At 64.3% G+C, this 18,575-nt stretch carries 20 protein-coding genes, 1 tRNA gene and 1 pseudogene; 10 read left to right on the top strand and 12 right to left on the bottom strand.

Annotation, left to right across the window (positions count from 1 at the left end; genetic code table 11):
- Positions 1-15 precede the first annotated feature (15 nt).
- From flhF to motD, 5 genes are read left to right on the top strand one after another with little or no spacing between them, the layout of a single operon-like run.
- On the top strand, positions 16-1,371 hold the full coding sequence (gene flhF / locus HPTL_RS08465; RefSeq protein ID WP_119335595.1) for a flagellar biosynthesis protein FlhF: 1,356 nt from the start codon (positions 16-18) through the stop codon (positions 1,369-1,371).
- A gap of 12 nt (positions 1,372-1,383) precedes the next feature.
- A complete protein-coding gene (locus tag HPTL_RS08460; RefSeq protein WP_119335594.1) occupies positions 1,384-2,088 on the top strand; it encodes a hypothetical protein in 705 nt (234 codons plus the stop codon).
- Complete coding sequence (locus HPTL_RS08455; protein WP_231999980.1) at positions 2,085-3,014, top strand: RNA polymerase sigma factor FliA; 930 nt, start codon at positions 2,085-2,087, stop codon at positions 3,012-3,014. Before HPTL_RS08460 ends, HPTL_RS08455 begins: the two co-directional genes overlap by 4 nt.
- Entirely contained in the window at positions 3,011-3,796 is a 786-nt protein-coding gene (locus tag HPTL_RS08450) for a flagellar motor protein (protein ID WP_119335593.1), read from the top strand. Before HPTL_RS08455 ends, HPTL_RS08450 begins: the two co-directional genes overlap by 4 nt.
- A 5-nt stretch (positions 3,797-3,801) precedes the next feature.
- On the top strand, positions 3,802-4,677 hold the full coding sequence (gene motD / locus HPTL_RS08445) for a flagellar motor protein MotD (RefSeq protein ID WP_231999979.1): 876 nt from the start codon (positions 3,802-3,804) through the stop codon (positions 4,675-4,677).
- Here motD and HPTL_RS08440 read toward each other — a convergent pair.
- Genes HPTL_RS08440 through aat form a run of 3 tightly spaced genes read right to left on the bottom strand, consistent with a single transcriptional unit; the run spans position 4,613 to position 7,287 of the window.
- Complete coding sequence (locus HPTL_RS08440) at positions 4,613-5,650, bottom strand: quinone-dependent dihydroorotate dehydrogenase (protein ID WP_179949097.1); 1,038 nt, start codon at positions 5,648-5,650, stop codon at positions 4,613-4,615. The genes motD and HPTL_RS08440 overlap by 65 nt on opposite strands.
- 48 nt (positions 5,651-5,698) lie before the next feature.
- Positions 5,699-6,466, bottom strand: coding sequence for an arginyltransferase (locus HPTL_RS08435; protein ID WP_119335591.1), 768 nt, complete (start codon positions 6,464-6,466; stop codon positions 5,699-5,701).
- Positions 6,463-7,287, bottom strand: coding sequence for a leucyl/phenylalanyl-tRNA--protein transferase (aat, locus tag HPTL_RS08430; protein WP_119335590.1), 825 nt, complete (start codon positions 7,285-7,287; stop codon positions 6,463-6,465). The genes HPTL_RS08435 and aat overlap by 4 nt, the downstream gene beginning before the upstream one ends.
- Before the next feature lie 46 nt (positions 7,288-7,333).
- Between aat and HPTL_RS08425 the strand changes: the two genes are divergently transcribed.
- Positions 7,334-7,816 (top strand): CreA family protein, encoded by a 483-nt coding sequence (locus HPTL_RS08425; RefSeq protein WP_119335589.1) that lies wholly within the window; start codon positions 7,334-7,336, stop codon positions 7,814-7,816.
- A gap of 17 nt (positions 7,817-7,833) precedes the next feature.
- Here HPTL_RS08425 and HPTL_RS08420 read toward each other — a convergent pair whose 3' ends face one another.
- Genes HPTL_RS08420 through HPTL_RS08400 form a run of 5 tightly spaced genes read right to left on the bottom strand, consistent with a single transcriptional unit; the run spans position 7,834 to position 11,987 of the window.
- A complete protein-coding gene (locus HPTL_RS08420; protein WP_119335588.1) occupies positions 7,834-8,085 on the bottom strand; it encodes a YfhL family 4Fe-4S dicluster ferredoxin in 252 nt (83 codons plus the stop codon).
- A 29-nt stretch (positions 8,086-8,114) separates the two neighbouring features.
- Positions 8,115-8,603, bottom strand: a complete 489-nt coding sequence (gene coaD, locus HPTL_RS08415) for a pantetheine-phosphate adenylyltransferase (protein WP_119335587.1) — start codon at positions 8,601-8,603, stop codon at positions 8,115-8,117.
- Positions 8,590-9,150 carry a 16S rRNA (guanine(966)-N(2))-methyltransferase RsmD gene (rsmD, locus tag HPTL_RS08410; protein WP_119335586.1) on the bottom strand — a complete coding sequence of 187 codons (561 nt, stop codon included), beginning with the start codon at positions 9,148-9,150 and terminating at the stop codon, positions 8,590-8,592. The genes coaD and rsmD overlap by 14 nt, the downstream gene beginning before the upstream one ends.
- A gap of 21 nt (positions 9,151-9,171) precedes the next feature.
- Positions 9,172-10,593, bottom strand: a complete 1,422-nt coding sequence (locus HPTL_RS08405) for a M16 family metallopeptidase (protein WP_119335585.1) — start codon at positions 10,591-10,593, stop codon at positions 9,172-9,174.
- Complete coding sequence (locus HPTL_RS08400; RefSeq protein ID WP_119335584.1) at positions 10,590-11,987, bottom strand: M16 family metallopeptidase; 1,398 nt, start codon at positions 11,985-11,987, stop codon at positions 10,590-10,592. Before HPTL_RS08400 ends, HPTL_RS08405 begins: the two co-directional genes overlap by 4 nt.
- 96 nt (positions 11,988-12,083) lie before the next feature.
- Between HPTL_RS08400 and ftsY the strand changes: the two genes are divergently transcribed.
- Genes ftsY through crcB form a run of 4 tightly spaced genes read left to right on the top strand, consistent with a single transcriptional unit; the run spans position 12,084 to position 14,991 of the window.
- Positions 12,084-12,995, top strand: coding sequence for a signal recognition particle-docking protein FtsY (gene ftsY / locus HPTL_RS08395; protein ID WP_119335583.1), 912 nt, complete (start codon positions 12,084-12,086; stop codon positions 12,993-12,995).
- 13 nt (positions 12,996-13,008) lie between these two features.
- Positions 13,009-13,677, top strand: coding sequence for a cell division ATP-binding protein FtsE (locus HPTL_RS08390; protein ID WP_119335582.1), 669 nt, complete (start codon positions 13,009-13,011; stop codon positions 13,675-13,677).
- Positions 13,674-14,570, top strand: coding sequence for a cell division FtsX domain-containing protein (locus HPTL_RS08385; RefSeq protein ID WP_119335581.1), 897 nt, complete (start codon positions 13,674-13,676; stop codon positions 14,568-14,570). The genes HPTL_RS08390 and HPTL_RS08385 overlap by 4 nt, the downstream gene beginning before the upstream one ends.
- Positions 14,571-14,598: 28 nt before the next feature.
- Positions 14,599-14,991 carry a fluoride efflux transporter CrcB gene (gene crcB, locus HPTL_RS08380; protein WP_119335580.1) on the top strand — a complete coding sequence of 131 codons (393 nt, stop codon included), beginning with the start codon at positions 14,599-14,601 and terminating at the stop codon, positions 14,989-14,991.
- A gap of 22 nt (positions 14,992-15,013) precedes the next feature.
- Here crcB and HPTL_RS08375 read toward each other — a convergent pair whose 3' ends face one another.
- From HPTL_RS08375 to HPTL_RS08355, 4 genes and pseudogenes are all read right to left on the bottom strand, one after another.
- Positions 15,014-15,766, bottom strand: coding sequence for a M48 family metallopeptidase (locus tag HPTL_RS08375; protein ID WP_119335579.1), 753 nt, complete (start codon positions 15,764-15,766; stop codon positions 15,014-15,016).
- 4 nt (positions 15,767-15,770) lie between these two features.
- Positions 15,771-15,846: transfer RNA gene (locus tag HPTL_RS08370), tRNA-Thr, on the bottom strand.
- A gap of 46 nt (positions 15,847-15,892) precedes the next feature.
- A pseudogene (locus HPTL_RS11490) lies at positions 15,893-16,946 on the bottom strand (AAA family ATPase).
- Between the two features lie 47 nt (positions 16,947-16,993).
- Positions 16,994-18,529: a fumarate hydratase gene (locus HPTL_RS08355; RefSeq protein WP_119335576.1), complete on the bottom strand. Its 1,536-nt coding sequence runs from the start codon at positions 18,527-18,529 to the stop codon at positions 16,994-16,996.
- Between the last annotated feature and the right edge of the window lie 46 nt (positions 18,530-18,575).

Raw genomic sequence — 18,575 nt, 5'->3', positions numbered from 1 at the left:
AGGAGTGCGACCACCATGAACGTGAAAAAGTTTCGAGCTGCCACCGCGCGCGAAGCCCTGAAACTGGTCAAAGCAGAACTGGGGGAGGACGCGATCGTACTCGCGAACCGCTCGGTGCCCGGTGGCGTCGAGATCATCGCGATGCCCGCAAGCGAAATCGCATCATCACCTCCCCCCGCGGCATCGGTCAAGCAAAGCAGTGCGCCGAAACCCAAAACGATCCGCCCGTTCGAACCGCCCCGCATCGTCACCGCAGACTACGCGGCGCGGCAAGAGGATGTTGCCGCTGCCGGCGAAGCGGCGCGGGTCAAAGCAGGGCTCGAAGCGTTGCAGAAGCGGCTCGGGCGCGACGCGGGACGGAGTGTCGCTGAGCCGGAACCACCGTCGGCGGCAGCGGTGTCCCCGACGGTGACGCAACAGATCGAGACGTTGCACGAACAGAATGCGCTGCTCGCGCGTGAATTGCAGCAGGTGCGCGCGCTCATCGAGCAGCAGCTGGCAGGGTTTGCGTGGAACGAAGCGATCCGCAAAGCGCCGGGGCGCGCGCGTGTGTTGGGTGAGATGCTCGACGCCGGTTTTTCCCCGGCGTTGGCGCGCGCGATCTGCGACAAGATCGAAGCGCACGCCGAGGCCGACGCGGCGCGGGAGGCCGCGAAAGCGCGGCTTGGCGCGCGTTTGGCGGTGGTCGGTGACGACGACGAATTGATCGCCAAAGGCGGGGTCTATGCGATCGTGGGGCCGACGGGGGTCGGCAAGACCACCACTACTGCGAAGATCGCCGCGCGCTGCGTGGTGCAGCTCGGTGCCGCGCGCGTGGCGATGATCACCACCGACGGTTTTCGGATCGGAGCGCAAGAGCAGTTGCGCATCTACGGACGCATTCTGGGGGTGCCGGTCTTCGCGGTGCGCGACGCGCAAGACCTGCGGTTGACCCTCCAAGAGCTGGCGACCAAACACATCGTCTTGATCGACACGGTGGGGCTGAGCCAGCGCGACAAAGCGGTCGCGCAACAGATCGCGATGCTTTCCGGGGGCGGTGTCGTCAAACGGTTGCTCTGTCTCAACGCAGCGAGCCGAGGCGATACGCTCGATGATGTCGTGCGGGCGTTCGGTGGGGAAGGGCTGGCGGGCGCGATCATCACCAAAACGGACGAAGCGGTCTCGCTCGCTGCTGCAGTCGACGTGGTCGTGCGCCATCGTCTTCTGGTGCATTACGTGGCCAACGGCCAGCGGGTACCCGAAGATCTCCATCTGCCGAATCGCGCCTATCTGCTCGACCGCGCCTTTCGCGTGAATCGCGGCGAAGAGGCGCCGTGGCGGGTTGCGGCAGACGATGCGGCACTGTGGTTGGCGCACGCGGCCAGTGCATGACGGAGGTGCAGGATGTGGCGACATGACGATCAAGCAGCGACGCTACGGCGCTGGTTTCGCCGCGAACCCCCGGCGATGCATAGCCTCTATGCCGCGGGGCGCGACTGGGCCCGGATGACGGAACGGTTCATGGCGCGTCTGGTCACGGTGAGCGGCCGGGCGCTGCTTGCGGATGAAGCAACCGCTTCGGTAACGTTGCCCGAAGCGCGCGGCGTGGGGCGACCCGCAGACCTGTTGTTGGTGTTGCAGACGCAATCCCCACGGCAACGCTTCGATCTCACCTTGCGTCAAGGGTGGGGGTACCTCAACCTGAAAGCCGCGGCAGTGGCGCTTCCGCTTCTCGACGAAACCCAGCGCGAACGGCTCTTTGCCGCATTCGAGCACCACGCGCGGCGTTACGACGTGGTGGTTCTCTTTGGCGGTGGGGCAAGCGTTGCCGACGCGTCGTGGTGGCTGACCTCCACCCCGCGCCATTGGCTCTTGGCGGAGGTGAGCGGCAGCGGGTGGCGGGCGGCGCTCGAGCGGGCGCGCGAACTCGTCCATCTGGGGGTCGATCGCATCACGCTCCTTGCCGACGGCGCCGATCTGCGCGAAGCGGCCCGCTTCCTTGCCCACCTGCAGCGCGCGATCGTGCGCCAAACCTCGTTACCCGTTTGGCAAGCCGCGCCATTAGCATTACTCGATACCTTTTGGCCGGCGGAGGGCGTAGCCGCGTGAGTGTGACCCTATCCCCGCCGCGTTGTGGTAAAAAGAACGCTAGCGGTTCTGCGCGCGCTCGGTGGCTGGCACAGCTCGACCGCGCATTTTTCGTCGGCTGTCGGGATGCGCCCGATCCAAAATGGTGGGGTATGGCGGGAAAAACCACACGTGACGTCAACCAACTGGTCCAACACTACGCCCCGATGGTCAAGCGGATGGCGATGCAGCTCGCTGCGCGACTGCCCGCCAACATCATGCTTGACGATCTCATCCAGTACGGCATGATGGGGCTACTGGAGGCGATCGAACGCTACGAAGTCCAGGACGACGCGCAGTTCGAAACCTACGCGGTGGCGCGGGTACGCGGTGCGATGCTCGACGCGCTGCGCGGCAACGACTGGGTGCCCCGTTCGGTGCGGCAGGCGATGCGCGAGGTCGAAGCGGCGATCGAGCGGCTCACCCACCAATTGGGACGGCAACCGTCGGACGCGGAAGTGGCCGATGCGCTCGGCTGGTCACTTGAAGACTATTTTGCGACCCTTTCCGCGGCGCAAGGCCATGCGGTTCTCTACTACGACGACCTGATCGATGAGGACCAGGGGCGATCCGGAGCGGCGCATTTCCTCGAGCGCCACCTTGGCGACGATTCGGCCAATCCGGAAGCGCTCGCCGAACGGCGGGAATTGCAATCCCGGATCGCGCACGCGATCACGCAACTGCCGGAACGCGAACAGACGGTGCTCGCGCTTTACTACGAACACGAACTCAACCTCAAAGAGATCGGCGCGGTGCTCGAGGTGAGCGAATCGCGCGTCTCGCAAATCCTCTCGTCGGCGATTGCGCGCATCCGCGCGCAGCTTTTGGGACAATCGGCCGCGGCAGGAAAGCGGCGTGGCCGGCCGCGTAAGCAAGCCGCCAAGGACGATCCGGGAGCGAGCGGATGAAGGATTTCACCACGGTCGTCGGCTTGCTGCTTGGGTTGGTTGCGATCGTCGGCGGTTTCGTCGTCGAAGGGGGGCACCCCCTTTCGCTCGTCCAGTTCGGTGCGTTTCTCATCGTCTTCGGTGGGACTTTCGCGGCGCTTTTCGTTCAAACGCCGTGGCCGATTTTCGTCGATGCGCTCAAAATGTTGGGGTGGCTCTTTCGCACGCCGGTGAGCGACCCCGAGGAGTGGATCGCCAAAGCGGTGGAATGGGGGCGTACCGCGCGCCGTGAAGGGTTGTTGGCGCTGGAGATCAAAATCGCGAGCGAAACCGACCCGTTCGTGCGCAAAGGGTTGCAACTTCTGGTCGATGGTATCGAACCTGAACGGCTGCGCGAGGTGCTGACCACGGAACTCGAAGTGCTCGAAGAGCAGTTCAAGGTGCGCGCCAAGGTGTGGGAGTCGGCTGGCGGTTACGCGCCGACCATCGGAATCATCGGCGCGGTGCTGGGGTTGATCCACGTGATGGAGAACCTTGCCGACCCCGCTCAATTGGGCAGTGGCATCGCGGTGGCGTTCGTCGCCACCATCTACGGCGTCTATTCGGCGAACCTGCTCTATATCCCGATCTCGAAAAAACTCCTCACCTACGCGGCCGAACTGATCCTGACCCGCCAGATGCTGGTCGAAGGGTTCGTCGGCATTGCAAGCGGCGAAAACCCACGGCTCGTCGAGGGAATGATGCGCAGTTTCCTGCCCGGGAGTGAGCCCGAAGCAGAACCGGGTAGTGGGGCGACTGGGTAGCGGGAATGGCGATGGCACGGGCGCGACGGAAAAAAGGGGAGGAGCACGAAAACCTCGAGCGCTGGCTCGTGAGCTATGCCGATTTCATCACGCTGCTTTTTGCTTTCTTCGTGGTGATGTATTCGATCTCGTCGGTCAACGAAGGGAAGTACCGGGTCCTCTCCGAGTCGATCTATGAAGCGTTTCGGGCGGGTGTTCTGGTGCCGAAACCCGGCGAGCGGCGGGAAGAGTCGGTGATCCCCGCCGTTGTCGCCGGGTTGCCGCTCGCGGTGAAGCGGCGTGGCGGAAAAGAGGGCGACGAGGAGACGTCGCGCGAAGCCCGGGTCAAGGCGGCGCTGGAAGCGACGGCTCAGACCGCGAATGCGGTGCGCGCGACACTGGCACCGATGATCGAAAACGGTGACGTGCGGGTGACCGAAGGGGCGTTTGGCGTGACGATCGACGTGGGGGCGGAGATCCTTTTCCCCAGCGGCTCAGCAAACCTTTCGCCCGTTGCGCTGTCGGCGTTGCGTCCCATCGCTCGGGTCCTGGCGCAAAGCGGCGATTTCCCGATCCAAGTCGAAGGTCATACCGACAACGTGCCGTTGCGGCCGGGTGCTGCGTTTCCGTCCAACTGGGAGCTCTCTGCGGCGCGCGCGGCAGCGGTGGTGCGTTTCTTCGTCCAAGAGGGTGTCGACCCAAGCCGCCTGGCAGCGGTGGGGTACGCCGATCAGCGCCCGATCGCCGACAATCTCACCCCGCAAGGGCGGGCGCGCAATCGGAGGGTGACGATCCGGCTCGAGACGATGGCGGGGCTCGATCAGGAACAAACGCCCGTTACGCCGCTTCCCCCTTCTGGCGCGAGCATTCTGCCGCCGTCGCTGCTATCGCCTCCGCAATGAGCTTGGGGCCGCGATAGATCAGACCGGTGTAGATCTGCACGAGGGTTGCGCCTGCTGCGAGTTTCGCGCGTGCGTCGTCTCCGCACAAAATTCCGCCGGCAGCGATGATGGGGATCTTACCCTGAAGGGCGTCGGCAAGTGCGCGTACCACCGCAGTGCTGCGTGCAAAGAGGGGGCGTCCGGAAAGGCCACCAGTTTCGTTGCCGTGCGGCAGGTGCGCGACGCCATCCCGCGCAATCGTCGTGTTGGTGGCGATCACGCCGTCGATCTCGAACGTGACCAGCGTTTCGGCGATTGCGGCAATCGCATCGTCGTCCAGGTCCGGGGCGATCTTGACCACCAGCGGGGTGCGTTTCCCGCTTTTCGCTTCGAGGCGAACCGTCTCCGCTTTGAGTCCGTCCAGGAGCGCCGCAAGGGCGTCGCGCTCCTGCAAGGAACGCAACTGTTGCGTGTTGGGGGAGGAGATGTTGATCGTGACGTAATCGGCGATCTCCCAAACCGCTTGCATTCCCATGCGGTAGTCGTCGAACGCGGCTTCGATCGGGGTCGTCGCGTTCTTGCCGAGGTTGATCCCCAGGATCCCACGAAAACGGCGGTGGCGCAGATGGGCAACGAGCGCCTCCACGCCGTCGTTGTTGAACCCCATGCGGTTGATCAGCGCCTGCGCTTCGGGAAGGCGAAAGAGCCGCGGTTTGGGGTTGCCCGGCTGGGGCCTCGGCGTGACCGTGCCGACTTCGATCGCGCCGAAACCGAGGTGCGCCAGCCCATCGACCGCAATCCCGTTTTTGTCCAAACCGGCTGCCAGACCCACCCGATTCGGAAAACGGAGTCCCATCACGGTGACAGGCGCGGCTTCGGGTGGTGGAGGGGGGGCGACGCATTTGCCGTAGCGGGAGAGAGCAGCCAAGGTCAGTTCGTGCGCTTGTTCCGGGTCCAAGGTAAAGAGGAGCGGGCGCACGAGCGCGTAAGGAATGGGAGGTAACGCCATCTTGTTTGGGGTAGGAGGAAAGACGCAACGATTCTAACGCGAAGGATGCGCGGCCGCCAACGGGGGCGTGACCGGGTGCCATTCGGCGTCGCGGCCGGGACAGAATCCTTCGAGCGGCTGGAAGCGCGCTTTGTACGCCATGGTGCGCGATCCGGCAATCCAATACCCCAGGTAGACGTAACGCAACCCGGCGCGTTTCGCCTGCGCGATCTGCCACAAAATCGCGTAGGTTCCATAGGAGGCGTGCGGCTCTTCGGGCTCGTACCAGGTGTAGACCGCTGACAGGGCGTCTGGCAGCACGTCGATGAGCGAGACCATTTTGAGCACGCCTTCCGCGGTGCGAAATTCGACCAAGCGGGTATCGAACGGACTCCACAACAGGTGCTCGATATAGGCCTGTTCGCTGCGTTCCGCTTCTGGCAATGCGTGGCGCAACGAGACGTAGCGCGCATAGAGCGCATAGTGGTCGCGGTGAAACGCAAGCGGGAGTTCGCGTGCGGTCAGTTGCTGCGAAAGCCGCTTTTCGGCGCGTCGCTGGCTGCGGTTGGGTTGAAAACGCGCCACCGGTACCCGCACCGAAATGCACGCGCGGCAATCGTCGCACGCCGGGGCGTAGAGGTGTTCGCCGCTGCGGCGAAAGCCGCGTTGCAGCAGCTCTTGATAGTCGAAGAGGGTCGGTTCGGCAAAAGGGAGCATCACCCGGGAGCGTGCCGTGCGGCCCGGCAGGTAGGGGCAGGGGTAGGGAGCCGAAGCGTACCAAGCCCAACGCTCTTGCGGCGTCAAAGGGCTCCGTTGGTTCATGCGAATGCCTCGCGCAACGCCGGCGCCCGCGCTCGTGCGGCCGCAAGCCACGGTGTCAGGCACGTCACCAGCTCCCTCGTGGTGCAGGGTGCGCCGCCACGAGACGGCATTTCGCAAGCAGCGTCACCGCTACGGTGCGCCGCGTCTCCCCACCATTGCGGTGCGGGAGCGGCGGTGATCGCGCGCGCCAGCACCGTCTCGAACGCGTCGCGTGGGATCGCCATGCCTCCCATGAAACGGAGGTGCGCGGTGCTCATTTGACAATCGATCAGCACGATTCCTCGTTCGAACGCTTCCAGAACCAAGCGCGCCAACGCCATTTTCGACGCATCTGGCTCGAAATGAAACATCGACTCGCCGAAAAAGATGCGGTCGAGACAGACGCCGTAGAGGCCGCCCACCAGATGATCGTCGTGCCACACTTCGATGCTGTGCGCAAACCCCAGGCGGTGCAGCGTCGTGTACGCGTCAATCATCTCTGGCGTGATCCAGGTGCCTTCGCGACGTGTGGTGGCGCACGCCGCGATCACCGCATCGAACGCGGTATCGACGCGGGTAACGAACGGCACCTGCTTCATGCGCTTCTTGAGCGAACGGTGCAGACGAAACGCTTCCGGCAGCAACACCATGCGCGGTGTGGGCGACCACCACAGGATCGGCTCTCCGCCTTGGTACCAGGGGAAGATCCCGTGGCGGTACGCGGTCACGAGCCACGCCGGCGTGAGCGCCCCGCCTGCCGCAAGCAGCCCGTTGGGTTCGGTAAGCGCCGACGCCGTGGTCGGAAAGTGGGGCGGCGCGGTAGGGTCGAGCCAGGGAATCATGGTACGATCGCTGCGCTTGGCGTCACACGGTTAGGGAGATTGTGCCATGAAGCGAAGCTGCGCCCAATCGGTTGGGTTTGCGCTTGGCCTTTTCCTCACGGCGTCGCTTGCGTCCGGTGAAGAGATCGGCGAAGTGTCGACGGTGTGGAAATTGATCGGGCCGAACCACAAGATCGTGGTCGAAGCGTTTCCCGACCCGGACGTCGACGGCGTGGTCTGCTACGTTTCGCGCGCGAAAACGGGCGGGATCAAAGGGGCGCTGGGCGTTGCCGAAGACCCGTCGGATGCGTCGATCGCGTGCCGCCAGGTGGCTCCGATCCGCTTCAAGCGTCCGCTGCCGCAACAGGATTCGATCTTTTCCGAACGGGCGTCGTTGATTTTCAAGAAGGTGCAGGTGGTGCGGATGGTCGACCGCAAACGCAACGTGCTGGTCTATTTGACCTATTCGGACCGCTTGATCGAAGGGAGCCCGAAGAACAGCATCACCGCAGTCGCGGTAGGGGATCAGAAGATCCCCCTCGACGATTGAGCGGTGATGCGTTGGCGTCAGTTCCCGCCCGTGAGTTTGAGGAATTTCTGCATCAACTGCTCTTTGGTTTCCTGGTGCTCCGGGTCGACGATGATGCAGTCGACCGGGCACACCTGCTGGCATTGCGGTTCATCGTAGTGGCCGACGCATTCGGTGCATTTGTCCGGGTCGATTTCGTAGATTTCGTCGCCCTGATAGATCGCGTTGTTGGGGCATTCCGGTTCGCAGACGTCGCAGTTGATGCACTCTTCGGTGATTTTCAGAGCCATTGCGTTACTCCTCAAGGGTTGGGGAAAGGTTACGAGAGTCGTCTTTGCAGGTAGTGGAGCGCTGCGGGGGTGACGAAGCGCGAGACGTCACCACCCAGTCGGGCGATTTCACGGACCATCGTCCCAGAGATGAACATGTATTCGTCTGCCGGGGTCAAGAAGACCGTTTCGATTTCCGGATAGAGCTTGCGGTTCATCCCCGCCATTTGAAATTCGTACTCGAAATCGGAAGCCGCGCGTAAGCCCCGCAGGAGGATCCGCGCCCCGTTGGCGCGCAGAAAATCGACCAAGAGCCCGTCGAACCCGACCACGGTGACGTTGGTAAGATCAGCGAGCGACTCGCGCGCGATCGCGACCCGCTCCTCCAGCGAAAAGAGCGGGTTTTTCCCGTGGCTACGCGCCACCGCAACGATCAGTTCGGGAAAAAGCCGCGCCGCGCGGCGCACCAGATCTTCGTGCCCTTTGGTCATCGGGTCGAAGGTGCCGGGATAGACGACTGTGCTGTTACTGGGCCTCATCGGAATTCGTTTGCGGCAAACGCTCCAGCAAATGGTAATGGACTTGACCGGCCGTACCCCGCTTAACCACCTGCCACGCCCCCAAGCAGTCGATCGGCGCTTCGGCTTCGGCGTAGATCGTGCCGGTTGCTTTGACCAGGCGATCGAGGTGCGGAGTGAGCTTCTCTAGCCAGCCGGCGCGGTAGGGTGGGTCGAGAAAGAGCAGATCGACCGGCTCCCTCCACGCCGCCGCGCATTGTAACGCATCGCGCACCACCACGGCTACCCTTTCCGGCGCCAGAGTTTGCGCCCAGCGGTGCAGTGACGCGGCGAGCCGCCGGTTGCGTTCGACCAGGAATACCCGTTGCGCGCCGCGCGACGCCGCTTCGAAACCGAGCGCGCCGCTACCGGCGAAAAGGTCGAGGCACGTCTGGCCGTTCAGCCGCTGTCCCAACCAGTTGAAGAGCGTTTCGCGCACCCGGTCCGGGGTGGGGCGCAGCCCGGGCGCTTCGGGAAAGGTGAGGCGCCGCCCCCGCCATTCGCCACCGATGATGCGAACGTGCCCCATATTCGTTGCGCTGCCTGGCGTTCAGTGCGCCGTCGCCGCCGCGTCGGGTGCCGGAGGCGCGTTCGACGCGGAACTTGGGGCGTTGGGTTGGTCGCCTGCGCCGCCCACCCGTACCCAAACGAGCGCGTTCGGGTCGAAGCGCCGCCGGAACGCGTCGTGCACCTGTTCGAGCGTCACCGCGCGCACCGCTTCGGGGTAGCGTTCGAGCCAGTCGGGTGGCAGTCGGTAGTAGCCGACCACGGAAAGAAACGCAGCGAGCTTGCGGTTGGAGTCGATCCGTAAGCCGAAGCCGTCGGCGAGCGCGCGTTTCGCCAACGCCAGCTCTTCGGGTGTCGGCCCTTCGGCGAGGAACCGCGCGAGCGTAGCAGCGACCACCTCGCGCGCCGCGTCGGCATGACGGCCCCGGGTTTGCAGGCGGATGACGAACGGGCCAGGCTGTGCCAGGGGCTCGAGCGCGCTATAGACGCTGTAGGCGTAGCCCCGCCGCTCCCGTACCTCGTGCATCAAGCGGGAGCTGAAGCTTCCCCCGCCCAGGATCCAGTTGCCGACGAGCAACGGGAAATAGTCGGGGTCGTCGCGCGACAGCACCGCCATGCCAATCGCCCAATGGGTCTGTTCCGACGGATGGTCACGAACGATCGTCTGCGGCGTCGACGCCGGAGCGGGTACCGGGGGCAGCGCCGGCAACGCTTCGCCCGAAGGCAGCGCGGCAATCAGTGTGCGCGCCAACGCCGCGGCTTCGTCGTGGGTGAGCGCGCCGACGATCGTCACCTGAGCCGTGGCGCGGGTGTAATGGCGTTTGAAGAACGCGACGACGTCGTCGCGCGTCAGACTGGTCAGCGACGCCTCCGTGGTCAGTTGCCCATACGGGTGGTCGCGATAGATCGCCGCGGTGAATGCCCGTTCGGCCAGTACCTCCGGACGGGTGAGCGCATCGCGCAACCCGGCGATCATGCGCGCCTGTTCCCGAGCAAAGACCGCATCGGGAAAGGTGGCGTCGCTGAGCACCTCCGCAACCAGCGCTGCGGCGGCGGTGCGAATTTCCGGTTTTGCTAGGGTTCGCCAAGAGAGCGTCGCGCGGTCGGGGTCGACGTCGCCGGTGAGCTCGGTTGCCAGGTCGGCAAACGCCTCGCTGAGCACCTGTTCGTCGTGTTGCGTCGTGCCTGCGGTGAGGAGCGTTCGCGTGAGCGCCGCCAGACCCGCTTTGCCGGGCGGGTCGCGGCGGCTGCCCGCGTCGAACGAAACGATGACGTCGACCAGAGGGATGCCGGGGCTCATCACGAAGTCGACGGGAACCCCGTCAACCACGAAGCGGTCGCTCACCGCGGCCCGAACCGGCGTGGTCAAACCAAACCCCACGAGCAGGGCCAAAGCCACCGTGGTCAGCCAATGGTGCAGACGGCGTGGGAACAGGCGTGAATGGGCAATCCGGGGGGCACTCATTGCGTCCGCTCCTCTTCAGATTCCTGAGTGGCGCGTTGCGGCAGGACATCGACGCGGGTCATCGTCGTTGGGTCGAACCACCGTTGCGCCGCTTGCTGCACTTCGGCAGGCGTCACGGTTTGTAAGAGGCGTAAGAAGCGCACTTCGGCATCAAAGGGCAACCCCACCGCGCGCGCCATGCCGATGCGCATCGCTTGTCCCATCAGGGAGTCGCGCTGATAGACTTGCTGCGCTTCGTACTGACGCAGCACGCGTTCGAGTTCGGCTGGGGTGACCCCCTCGCGGGCAACGCGCTGAACCGCCTCATAGAGCGCCGCGGCGAGCCGATCTGGGGAGACCCCGGGGGCGGCTTGGGCGTCGAGCGCGAAAATGCCCGGGCCGCGGCCCATCACGTCGGCACTGGCGGAGACCGAAACGGCAATTTTCTGCGTTTTCACCAGTGCCTGCGGCAGGCGCGCGCCATCGAAGCCGTCGAGCACCGCGGCCAACGCCACCAAAGCTGCGACGGTACGATCACGGTCCGGGTCCGTGAGTGGGGGTACTTTCCAGGCAAGCGTCACGCTGGGTAGTTCCGTTTTGCCATAGACCACCGCGTGTCTCGGCCCGTGCTGTGGCGGTTCGTCGGTGCGGGTCCGTTCGCGCACGGTCGGGACCGGTTTCGCAGGAATCTGCCCGTAGATGCGTTTGGCTTCGGCAATGACCGATTCCGGGTCGACGTCGCCCACCACTACCAAATGGGCGTTGTTGGGGGCGTACCAGCGGGCGTACCACGCTTTGACGTCGTCGAGCGTAAGCGCCGCAAGATCGGTGGGCCAGCCGATGATCGGATTGCGATAAGGGTGGGCGAAGAAGAGCGTCGCCATGAGGGTTTCGTACCCCAGCGCCTCGGGGACGTCGTCGGTACGGAGCTTACGCTCTTCGATCACCACGTTGCGCTCTTTCGCAAACGCGTCGGGGTCGAACGTGAGGTTCACCATGCGGTCCGCCTCGAGCGCCATCACCGTGGGCAACCCTTGCGGGGGCACCTGCTGGAAATAGGCGGTGTAATCGCGGCTCGTAAAGGCGTTGTCCTGCCCACCCAGTTCGGCGACGCGGCGGTTGAATTCCCCCGCGGGTACCGTCTTCGTTCCTTTGAACATCATGTGTTCGAACAGATGGGCTACACCGCTCTTGCCTGCGGGCTCGTCGACATTGCCGACGTCGTACCAGACCATATGCACGACCGACGGTGCGCGATGATCCGGAACCACCAAGATTTCCATGCCGTTGTCGAGCCGAGCGGTGACGACGTGCGGCGCGTCCGTTGAGGTGGGCTGTGGTTGCGTCTCAGCCTGCGCCGGGCCGAAACCGAAAAACCACACGGAAAAAACCGCGATCGATAGCCATCGCTTCATCAGCTGCTCCTTTCGTTATCGCGCGATGATAGCCGATTCCCAAGGGGATCGTTTAGAATCGCAAGATTCGACGGCAAAACGGACAAAAGGTTCGCCATGTTCAGTTGGTTGCACCGCCTCAAAGCGGGCTTGTCGCGCACCCGCGGGCAATTGGTTTCGCTCTTTACCGGGCGCAAGATCGACGAAGCGTTCCTGGAAGAGCTCGAAACCACCCTGCTGATGGCCGATTGCGGTATCGAGGTGACCGAAACCCTGATGGCGCGGATCCGTGAGCGGATCAAGCGGGACCGGCTGGAAGCGGCCGAATCGCTGCGTCAGGTGCTGGCCGACGAGCTCGAAACGTTGTTGGCGCCTTTGGAAGCGCCGCTCGACGTCAGCGTCGCGCACCCCTTCGTGATCATGGTGGCGGGCGTAAATGGCGCCGGCAAGACGACCTCGATCGGGAAACTCGCCCGTTGGTACCAAGCGCAAGGCAAGAAGGTGATGCTGGCTGCGGGCGACACGTTTCGTGCCGCGGCGCGCGAACAGTTGGTGATCTGGGGCGAACGTAACGGCGTGCCGGTGATCGCGCAAGAGAAGGGTGACCCCGCCGCGGTGGCGTTCGATGCGGTGCAGGCCGCGAAAGCGCGCGGCTATGACGTGCTCATCGTCGATACCGCGGGGCGCTTGCCCACGCAACTCCACCTCATGGAAGAGATCGCCAAGGTGCGACGGGTGATTCAAAAAGCGGAACCCAGCGCGCCGCACGAAGTGCTGCTGGTGCTCGATGCCAATATCGGTCAAAACGCGATCGCGCAGGCCGAAGCGTTCGACAAAGCGATCGGCGTCACCGGTTTCATTCTCACCAAGCTCGACGGCACCGCAAAAGGAGGTGTGATTGCGGCGCTTGCGAAACGGTTGCCGAAACCGGTTCGTTTCGTCGGTGTCGGCGAAGGGGTAGATGACCTTCGGCCGTTTGTCGCGCGCGACTTCGTCGCCGCGCTGGTGGGCTTAGAACGCTTGGAATGAGCGCGCGCCGCTTATGATTCGCGTGCAGGACCTCACCTATGCGCCGCAACCGGGCCTTGCGATCCTCGCGGGGGTGACGCTTACCATTGCGCGGGGCGAGTGGGTGTGGCTTCGTGGCGCGCGTCATGCAGGTAAGAGCGTGTTGTTGCGCATCATCGCAGCGCTGCTGCGCCCCACCCAAGGGGAGGTGTGGTGGGACGACGTCTCACTGCAACGGTTGCCGGCGCGCGCGCTTCCCTATTGGCGGCGTCGGGTTGGGATGCTCTTTGCCGAATGGCCGCTCATCGCCGATCAACCCGTAATCGAATCGGTGGCGTTGCCGCTCATCGTCCAGGGGACGCCACGCCGCCGCGCGCACGCTCGGGTTCGGCAATGGTTCGACGAATTGGGACTTGCCGAACAAGCCGAGTTGTTCCCGCACGAACTCTCGGGCTCGGAACGGCAACTCGCTCTGTGGGTTCGCGCCGTGCTCCATGCGCCAATCCTGTTGTTGCTCGATGAACCCACCGCAGGAGCGTGCACGGAAACCGCGATGCGCTTGTGGCGCCTCATTGCCGCAGCGCACGCTGCCGGCGCAACCGTCTTGGTCGCGACGGGGGGCGACGTGCCGTTTCTTCATGAGCAACCCGTGCGGCGGGTGACGCTGGTGCGCGGCCGCGTAGTGGAGGACGTGCACCCGTGACCCTCCGCCGCACGCGACGCATTTCCGGACTCCTTTGGCACGCGGTGACGCTGGGTGGCGTGGTCGCGTGGGGGGTGTGGCTGGGGGTACTCGTGGCGTCGTTATCCTTTTGGCTCCAAGCGCAGCGCGACCAGTTCGCGGTGATGGTCGTCTTCGCACTCGACGCCGATGCCGCGGCACAAACCTTCGTGCGCACTGCTTCAGAAACGGGGCAGTGGCAGCGTGCAGAACGTCTTTCTGACGACGATGTCCGCGCGCTGTTGCGTCTGGAAGACTCCGAAATCACCGCCGCGTTGGTGTTGCCGCCCGTGGTGCGGCTCGTGCCGCGCCAGTGGGATGCCGACGCGCTTGCCGATGCCGTCGGGGCGCTTCGCGAACGCCCTGACGTCCGCCAGGTGGTCTATGACGCGACGTGGTTGACGCGGTGGCAGGCGTGGCACACGTGGGGCACGCGTCTGGCGCAGGGGCTGGGGGCACTGGTAGCGCTGCTGTGGTTTGCGGCGCTTGGCGCGCTGATCGCGCATGCGGCGCGCGCGACTGCAGAGGCGTGCGCGTTGCGCTTTGCGCTGGGTGGAGGGCGTATCACCACCCTGTTGCCGCTGTGGCACCGGGTCTGGTTGGGGGCGCTGCTTGCCGCTGGCGCCGCCGCACTGTTCGTGTTTGCCGGGTACCAGTGGTTGAGCCCAGTCTGGAGTACCTGGCTCGGTGCGTACGGCTTCGACGGCGACCCGCTGCGCCTGCTCGCCCATCGGCTCTGGGGCGCGGTGCCGGCCGATTCGGCTGCACGCGTTGCGGTGCTGAGCGGCGCGGCGGCGCTTCTTGCTGCGCTGCCGCCCGCGCTGGTGGTGTTGGCCTATCCGCTCCGAGCGCTGGTGCCGCGGTCGTTGCGCTAGAGAGACGAAACGCTAGGGAAGGAAACCGATGACCGAAACATGGCGGACGGTGGGGGCCGTTTTCGTCGGCGCGGGCTTTGGCGCGGTGCTGCGCTGGTGGCTGGGGGTGCAGCTCAACTGGCTGTGGACGACGATCCCGCTGGGGACGCTCGCTGCGAACCTATTGGGCGGCTACCTCATCGGCTTGGCGCTTGGCTGGATCACCGCGCTGCCCAACCTGGCTCCGGCGTGGCGGCTCTTCATCGTTACGGGCTTTTGTGGCGGCTTGACCACCTTTTCCACCTTCTCAGCCGAACTGGTGCACTTGCTGCAACACGAACGCTACGGTTGGTTTGCGGTTTCCGTGCTGCTGCATCTGGGCGGTTCGGTGGCGATGACGTTCGCCGGCTTGGCGACGATGGGCTGGCTGCTCGACCGGTGACGGTGCGGCTGTGTCGGGCGGCCTAGTTTCCCCGTTCGGAAAACGCATCGCGATGGGGAATACCATTGAGTTGCGCCTGGCGCGCGCGCCAATCGGGCAAAAACCGGTCCATCAACGCGTGAAAACGGGCGTTGTGGTGGCGCTCCAGAAGGTGGGCGAGCTCATGCACCACCACATATTCCAGGCAGGCGGGAGGGTGGGCGATCAACGCCAGGTTGAGCCAGATGCGGCGGGCGCGGACGTTGCAGGTGCCCCAACGCGTCTTCATCCGTTTGATGCCCCAGTCGGCAACGGTTACCCCGACACGGGGCGCCCATTGGGCGAGGAGCGCCGCCGCACGCGTTTTGAGTTCGGCGCGGAGCCACGCCTCCACCGCACGCGCCACCCGTTCCGGAGGGGTCGTGTGCGCCACCGCAACCGTGACCGTTTGCGTCGCCGCGTCGCGGTGCACAGCCGCGCGTGCGGTGCCGGGTACCCATACCAAGCGGTATGGCTTGCCTTCGAACCAGAGCGGTTGCGCTACGGTAAGGCACGCAGCGTCTACCAGGGGCTTTCCGGGAGAAGGGTGGTGCGCCAGGCGCGTGCGCTGCCGCGCGATCCACTCCCATTTGCTCAGGACGAAGTGGCGGATTGCGCTATCGGAAACGAAGCGCGGTGCGGAGACGCAGATCGTGCCGTCTTCGGGACGCACGCGCAGGTAGAGGTGTTTGATCGCTTTGCGGTAAACGGCGACCGTTTCCGACGCGACGGTGAGGGTGTGGTGGGGTTTGGTCATGACCTGGTGCCGGCAGTCCGACTCGAACGGACGACCTACCGCTTACAAGGCGGTTGCTCTACCAGCTGAGCTATGCCGGCGGATGAGAAGCGGGGCGCATTATAGCATAGGGCGTCTGTCATCGCGCTAAAGTTGGGCGACCCATTCGTGCGCGTGCCATCCGACCAAGGTTCGGCGGGTCTTACTGAACTCCACGCCAAGCTCGATCACACGGGCAACGCCTGGCTTGCCGCGATAGGGGGCGGCATAGTCACGTGCCTGGATTTGGGCCAGGGCTTCCCCTGTGGCAGCCTCTCCGAAAACCACTTTGAATTCGATCACCCAAACCGTCGCACCCGCCTCGATCACGAGGTCGACCTGTCCTGCTTCACTCACCGCTTTCGCTTTGAGCGGTAACGCTAGGCTGGCCAGGTGACTGTAGCAGACACTCGCGAAATACCCTTCATACTGGGCGATCGGGTTGTTGCGGTACCAGTCGTGCGATATCGAAGCGAAAAGACGGACGAAGTGGCGCTGCAGGCCCTCGGAGTCACCCTGTTGCAACATCCGGACGATTTGGGTGAGGCTCTCACCCGGACGGGAAGGAAGGAGCACGTGGGTTAGCGCTTGGTTGAGCGCGGTGCGCACTTCGGTGTTGGGCAGCGTGAGCTCGTACTCGATGAGCCCTCCAGCCGAGTGGGCGTCGGCAATGGTGAGGTAGCCGGTCTGCCAAAGGAGGGCTTCGGGTTCGATCGCTTCGACGTCGAACGACGACAGGAGCGCTTCGGTGGCAAAGAGGCGTTCGAGCCGGGGGGGTGAAAAAGGCGCGCTCTTTGAGCAGTTCGACCAGGAAGGTTGGCGTCCCGCTTTCGAACCACCACGGACGGAATGTGCGGAAACGCAAGAGCTGCAGGACGTCGAACGGGTTGTAGACCCGAGCGTTTCCCCCCCACCAGTAGCCGTTGTACCAGGCGCGCACCTCTGAACGGGAAAGCGGGCAGCCCTCCTGCTCGGCAGCCAGCGTGTCGAGAAAGAGCGATTTGCCAAAGCGCCGCGGGCGGGAAAGGAAGTAGTAGTTGGCGCCTTCGGCCAGCGCGGCGATGAAGGGTGTCTTGTCGACATAGTAAAAGCCCCCTTCACGAATCTTCCGGAAGGATTGGATTCCGATTGGTAACTTGCGCCGCGCCGGAAGAGGGGCCATCGCCGACACCCTTCATCCCCCTTGGGGTAGGGAGCGAATCGGTCCGGCTACGCCGATTTCACCGGAATCTTGCCGATTTTGACCCGCCACTCCTGGGGACCGCGTTCATGGACGTTGTTCCCCTCACTATCGACCGCGACGGTCACAGGCATGTCTTGGACTTCGAATTCGTAGATCGCCTCCATGCCCAGATCTTCGAACGCGACGACGCGGGCTTTCTTGATCGCTTTCGCTACCAGGTACGCAGCACCACCCACCGCCATCAGATAGGCGGCTTTGTTGTCGCGGATCGCGGCGACCGCTTCCGGGCCCCGTTCGGCTTTGCCCACCATCGCGATCAACCCGGTCTTTTCGAGCATCATACGGGTGAATTTGTCCATACGGGTCGCGGTGGTGGGGCCGGCAGGGCCGACCACTTCACCGGGAACGGGGTCGACGGGGCCCACGTAGTAGATCACCCGGTTGGTGAAATCGACCGGTAGCGGTTCGCCTTTGGCCAGGAGGTCGGCGATCCGTTTGTGCGCCGCGTCGCGGCCGGTGAGGAGTTTGCCGGAAAGGAGCAGGATGTCGCCCGCTCGCCACGTCGCCACCTCTTCTTTGGTGAGGGTGTCGAGGTCGACCCGTTTGGCCTGTTTGAGATCCGGAGTCCAGGTGATTTTCGGCCAGTCTTCGAGGCGCGGCGGCGTGAGTTCCGCCGGGCCAGAGCCGTCGAGCGTGAAATGGACGTGGCGCGTTGCGGCGCAGTTGGGGATGAGCGCAACCGGCAAGCTCGCTGCGTGCGTGGGGTAGTCGAGGATTTTGACGTCCAGTACCGTCGTCAGTCCCCCCAGCCCTTGCGCGCCGATTCCCAGGGCGTTGACCTTTTCGTAGAGTTCCAGACGCAGTGCTTCGACGGTGGAGAGGGTTTCGCCCTTGGCCGCCTTTTCTTGCAGTTTGTGGATGTCGATGTGGTCCATCAACGCCGCTTTCGCAAGCAGCATCGCTTTTTCCGGCGTGCCGCCGATGCCGATACCGAGAATCCCCGGCGGGCACCACCCGGCGCCCAGTGTCGGGATGGTTTTGAGCACCCAGTCGACGATCGAGTCGGACGGGTTGAGCATCGCCAGTTTTGCTTTGTTCTCCGAACCGCCCCCTTTCGCGGCACAGATCACTTCCACGGTGTCACCGGGCACCAGTTCGAAGTGGACGACCGCAGGGGTGTTGTCACGGGTGTTTTGCCGTTTGCCCGCCGGGTCACGCAGGATCGAGGCGCGCAGCGGATTTTCGGGATTGGTGTAGGCGCGCCGAACCCCTTCGTCGACCAGTTCCTGCAGGCTTTTCGTGGTGTCGAAGCGGACATTCATCCCCACTTTCAGAAAAACGACGGCGATTCCGGTGTCCTGGCAGATGGGGCGGTGTCCCTCGGCGGCCATGCGCGAGTTGGTCAGGATTTGGGCGATGGCGTCCTTGGCCGCTGGGTTTTGTTCGTTTTCGTAGGCTTCAGCCATCGCCTGGACGAAATCCAGGGGATGGTAGTAACTGATGAATTGGAACGCGTCGGCAATCGATTCGATGAAGTCGGCTTCGCGAATGGTGGTGGTCATCGTGGCACTCCCTGGTTGTCTCTGCCGTGATTGTATCGAAAACGCC

The organism is Hydrogenophilus thermoluteolus (genome assembly GCF_003574215.1).
GTDB lineage: Bacteria > Pseudomonadota > Gammaproteobacteria > Burkholderiales > Rhodocyclaceae > Hydrogenophilus > Hydrogenophilus thermoluteolus.
The sequence above is the reverse complement of the archived record's forward strand: the minus strand, read 5'-3'. Positions and strand labels throughout refer to the sequence as shown.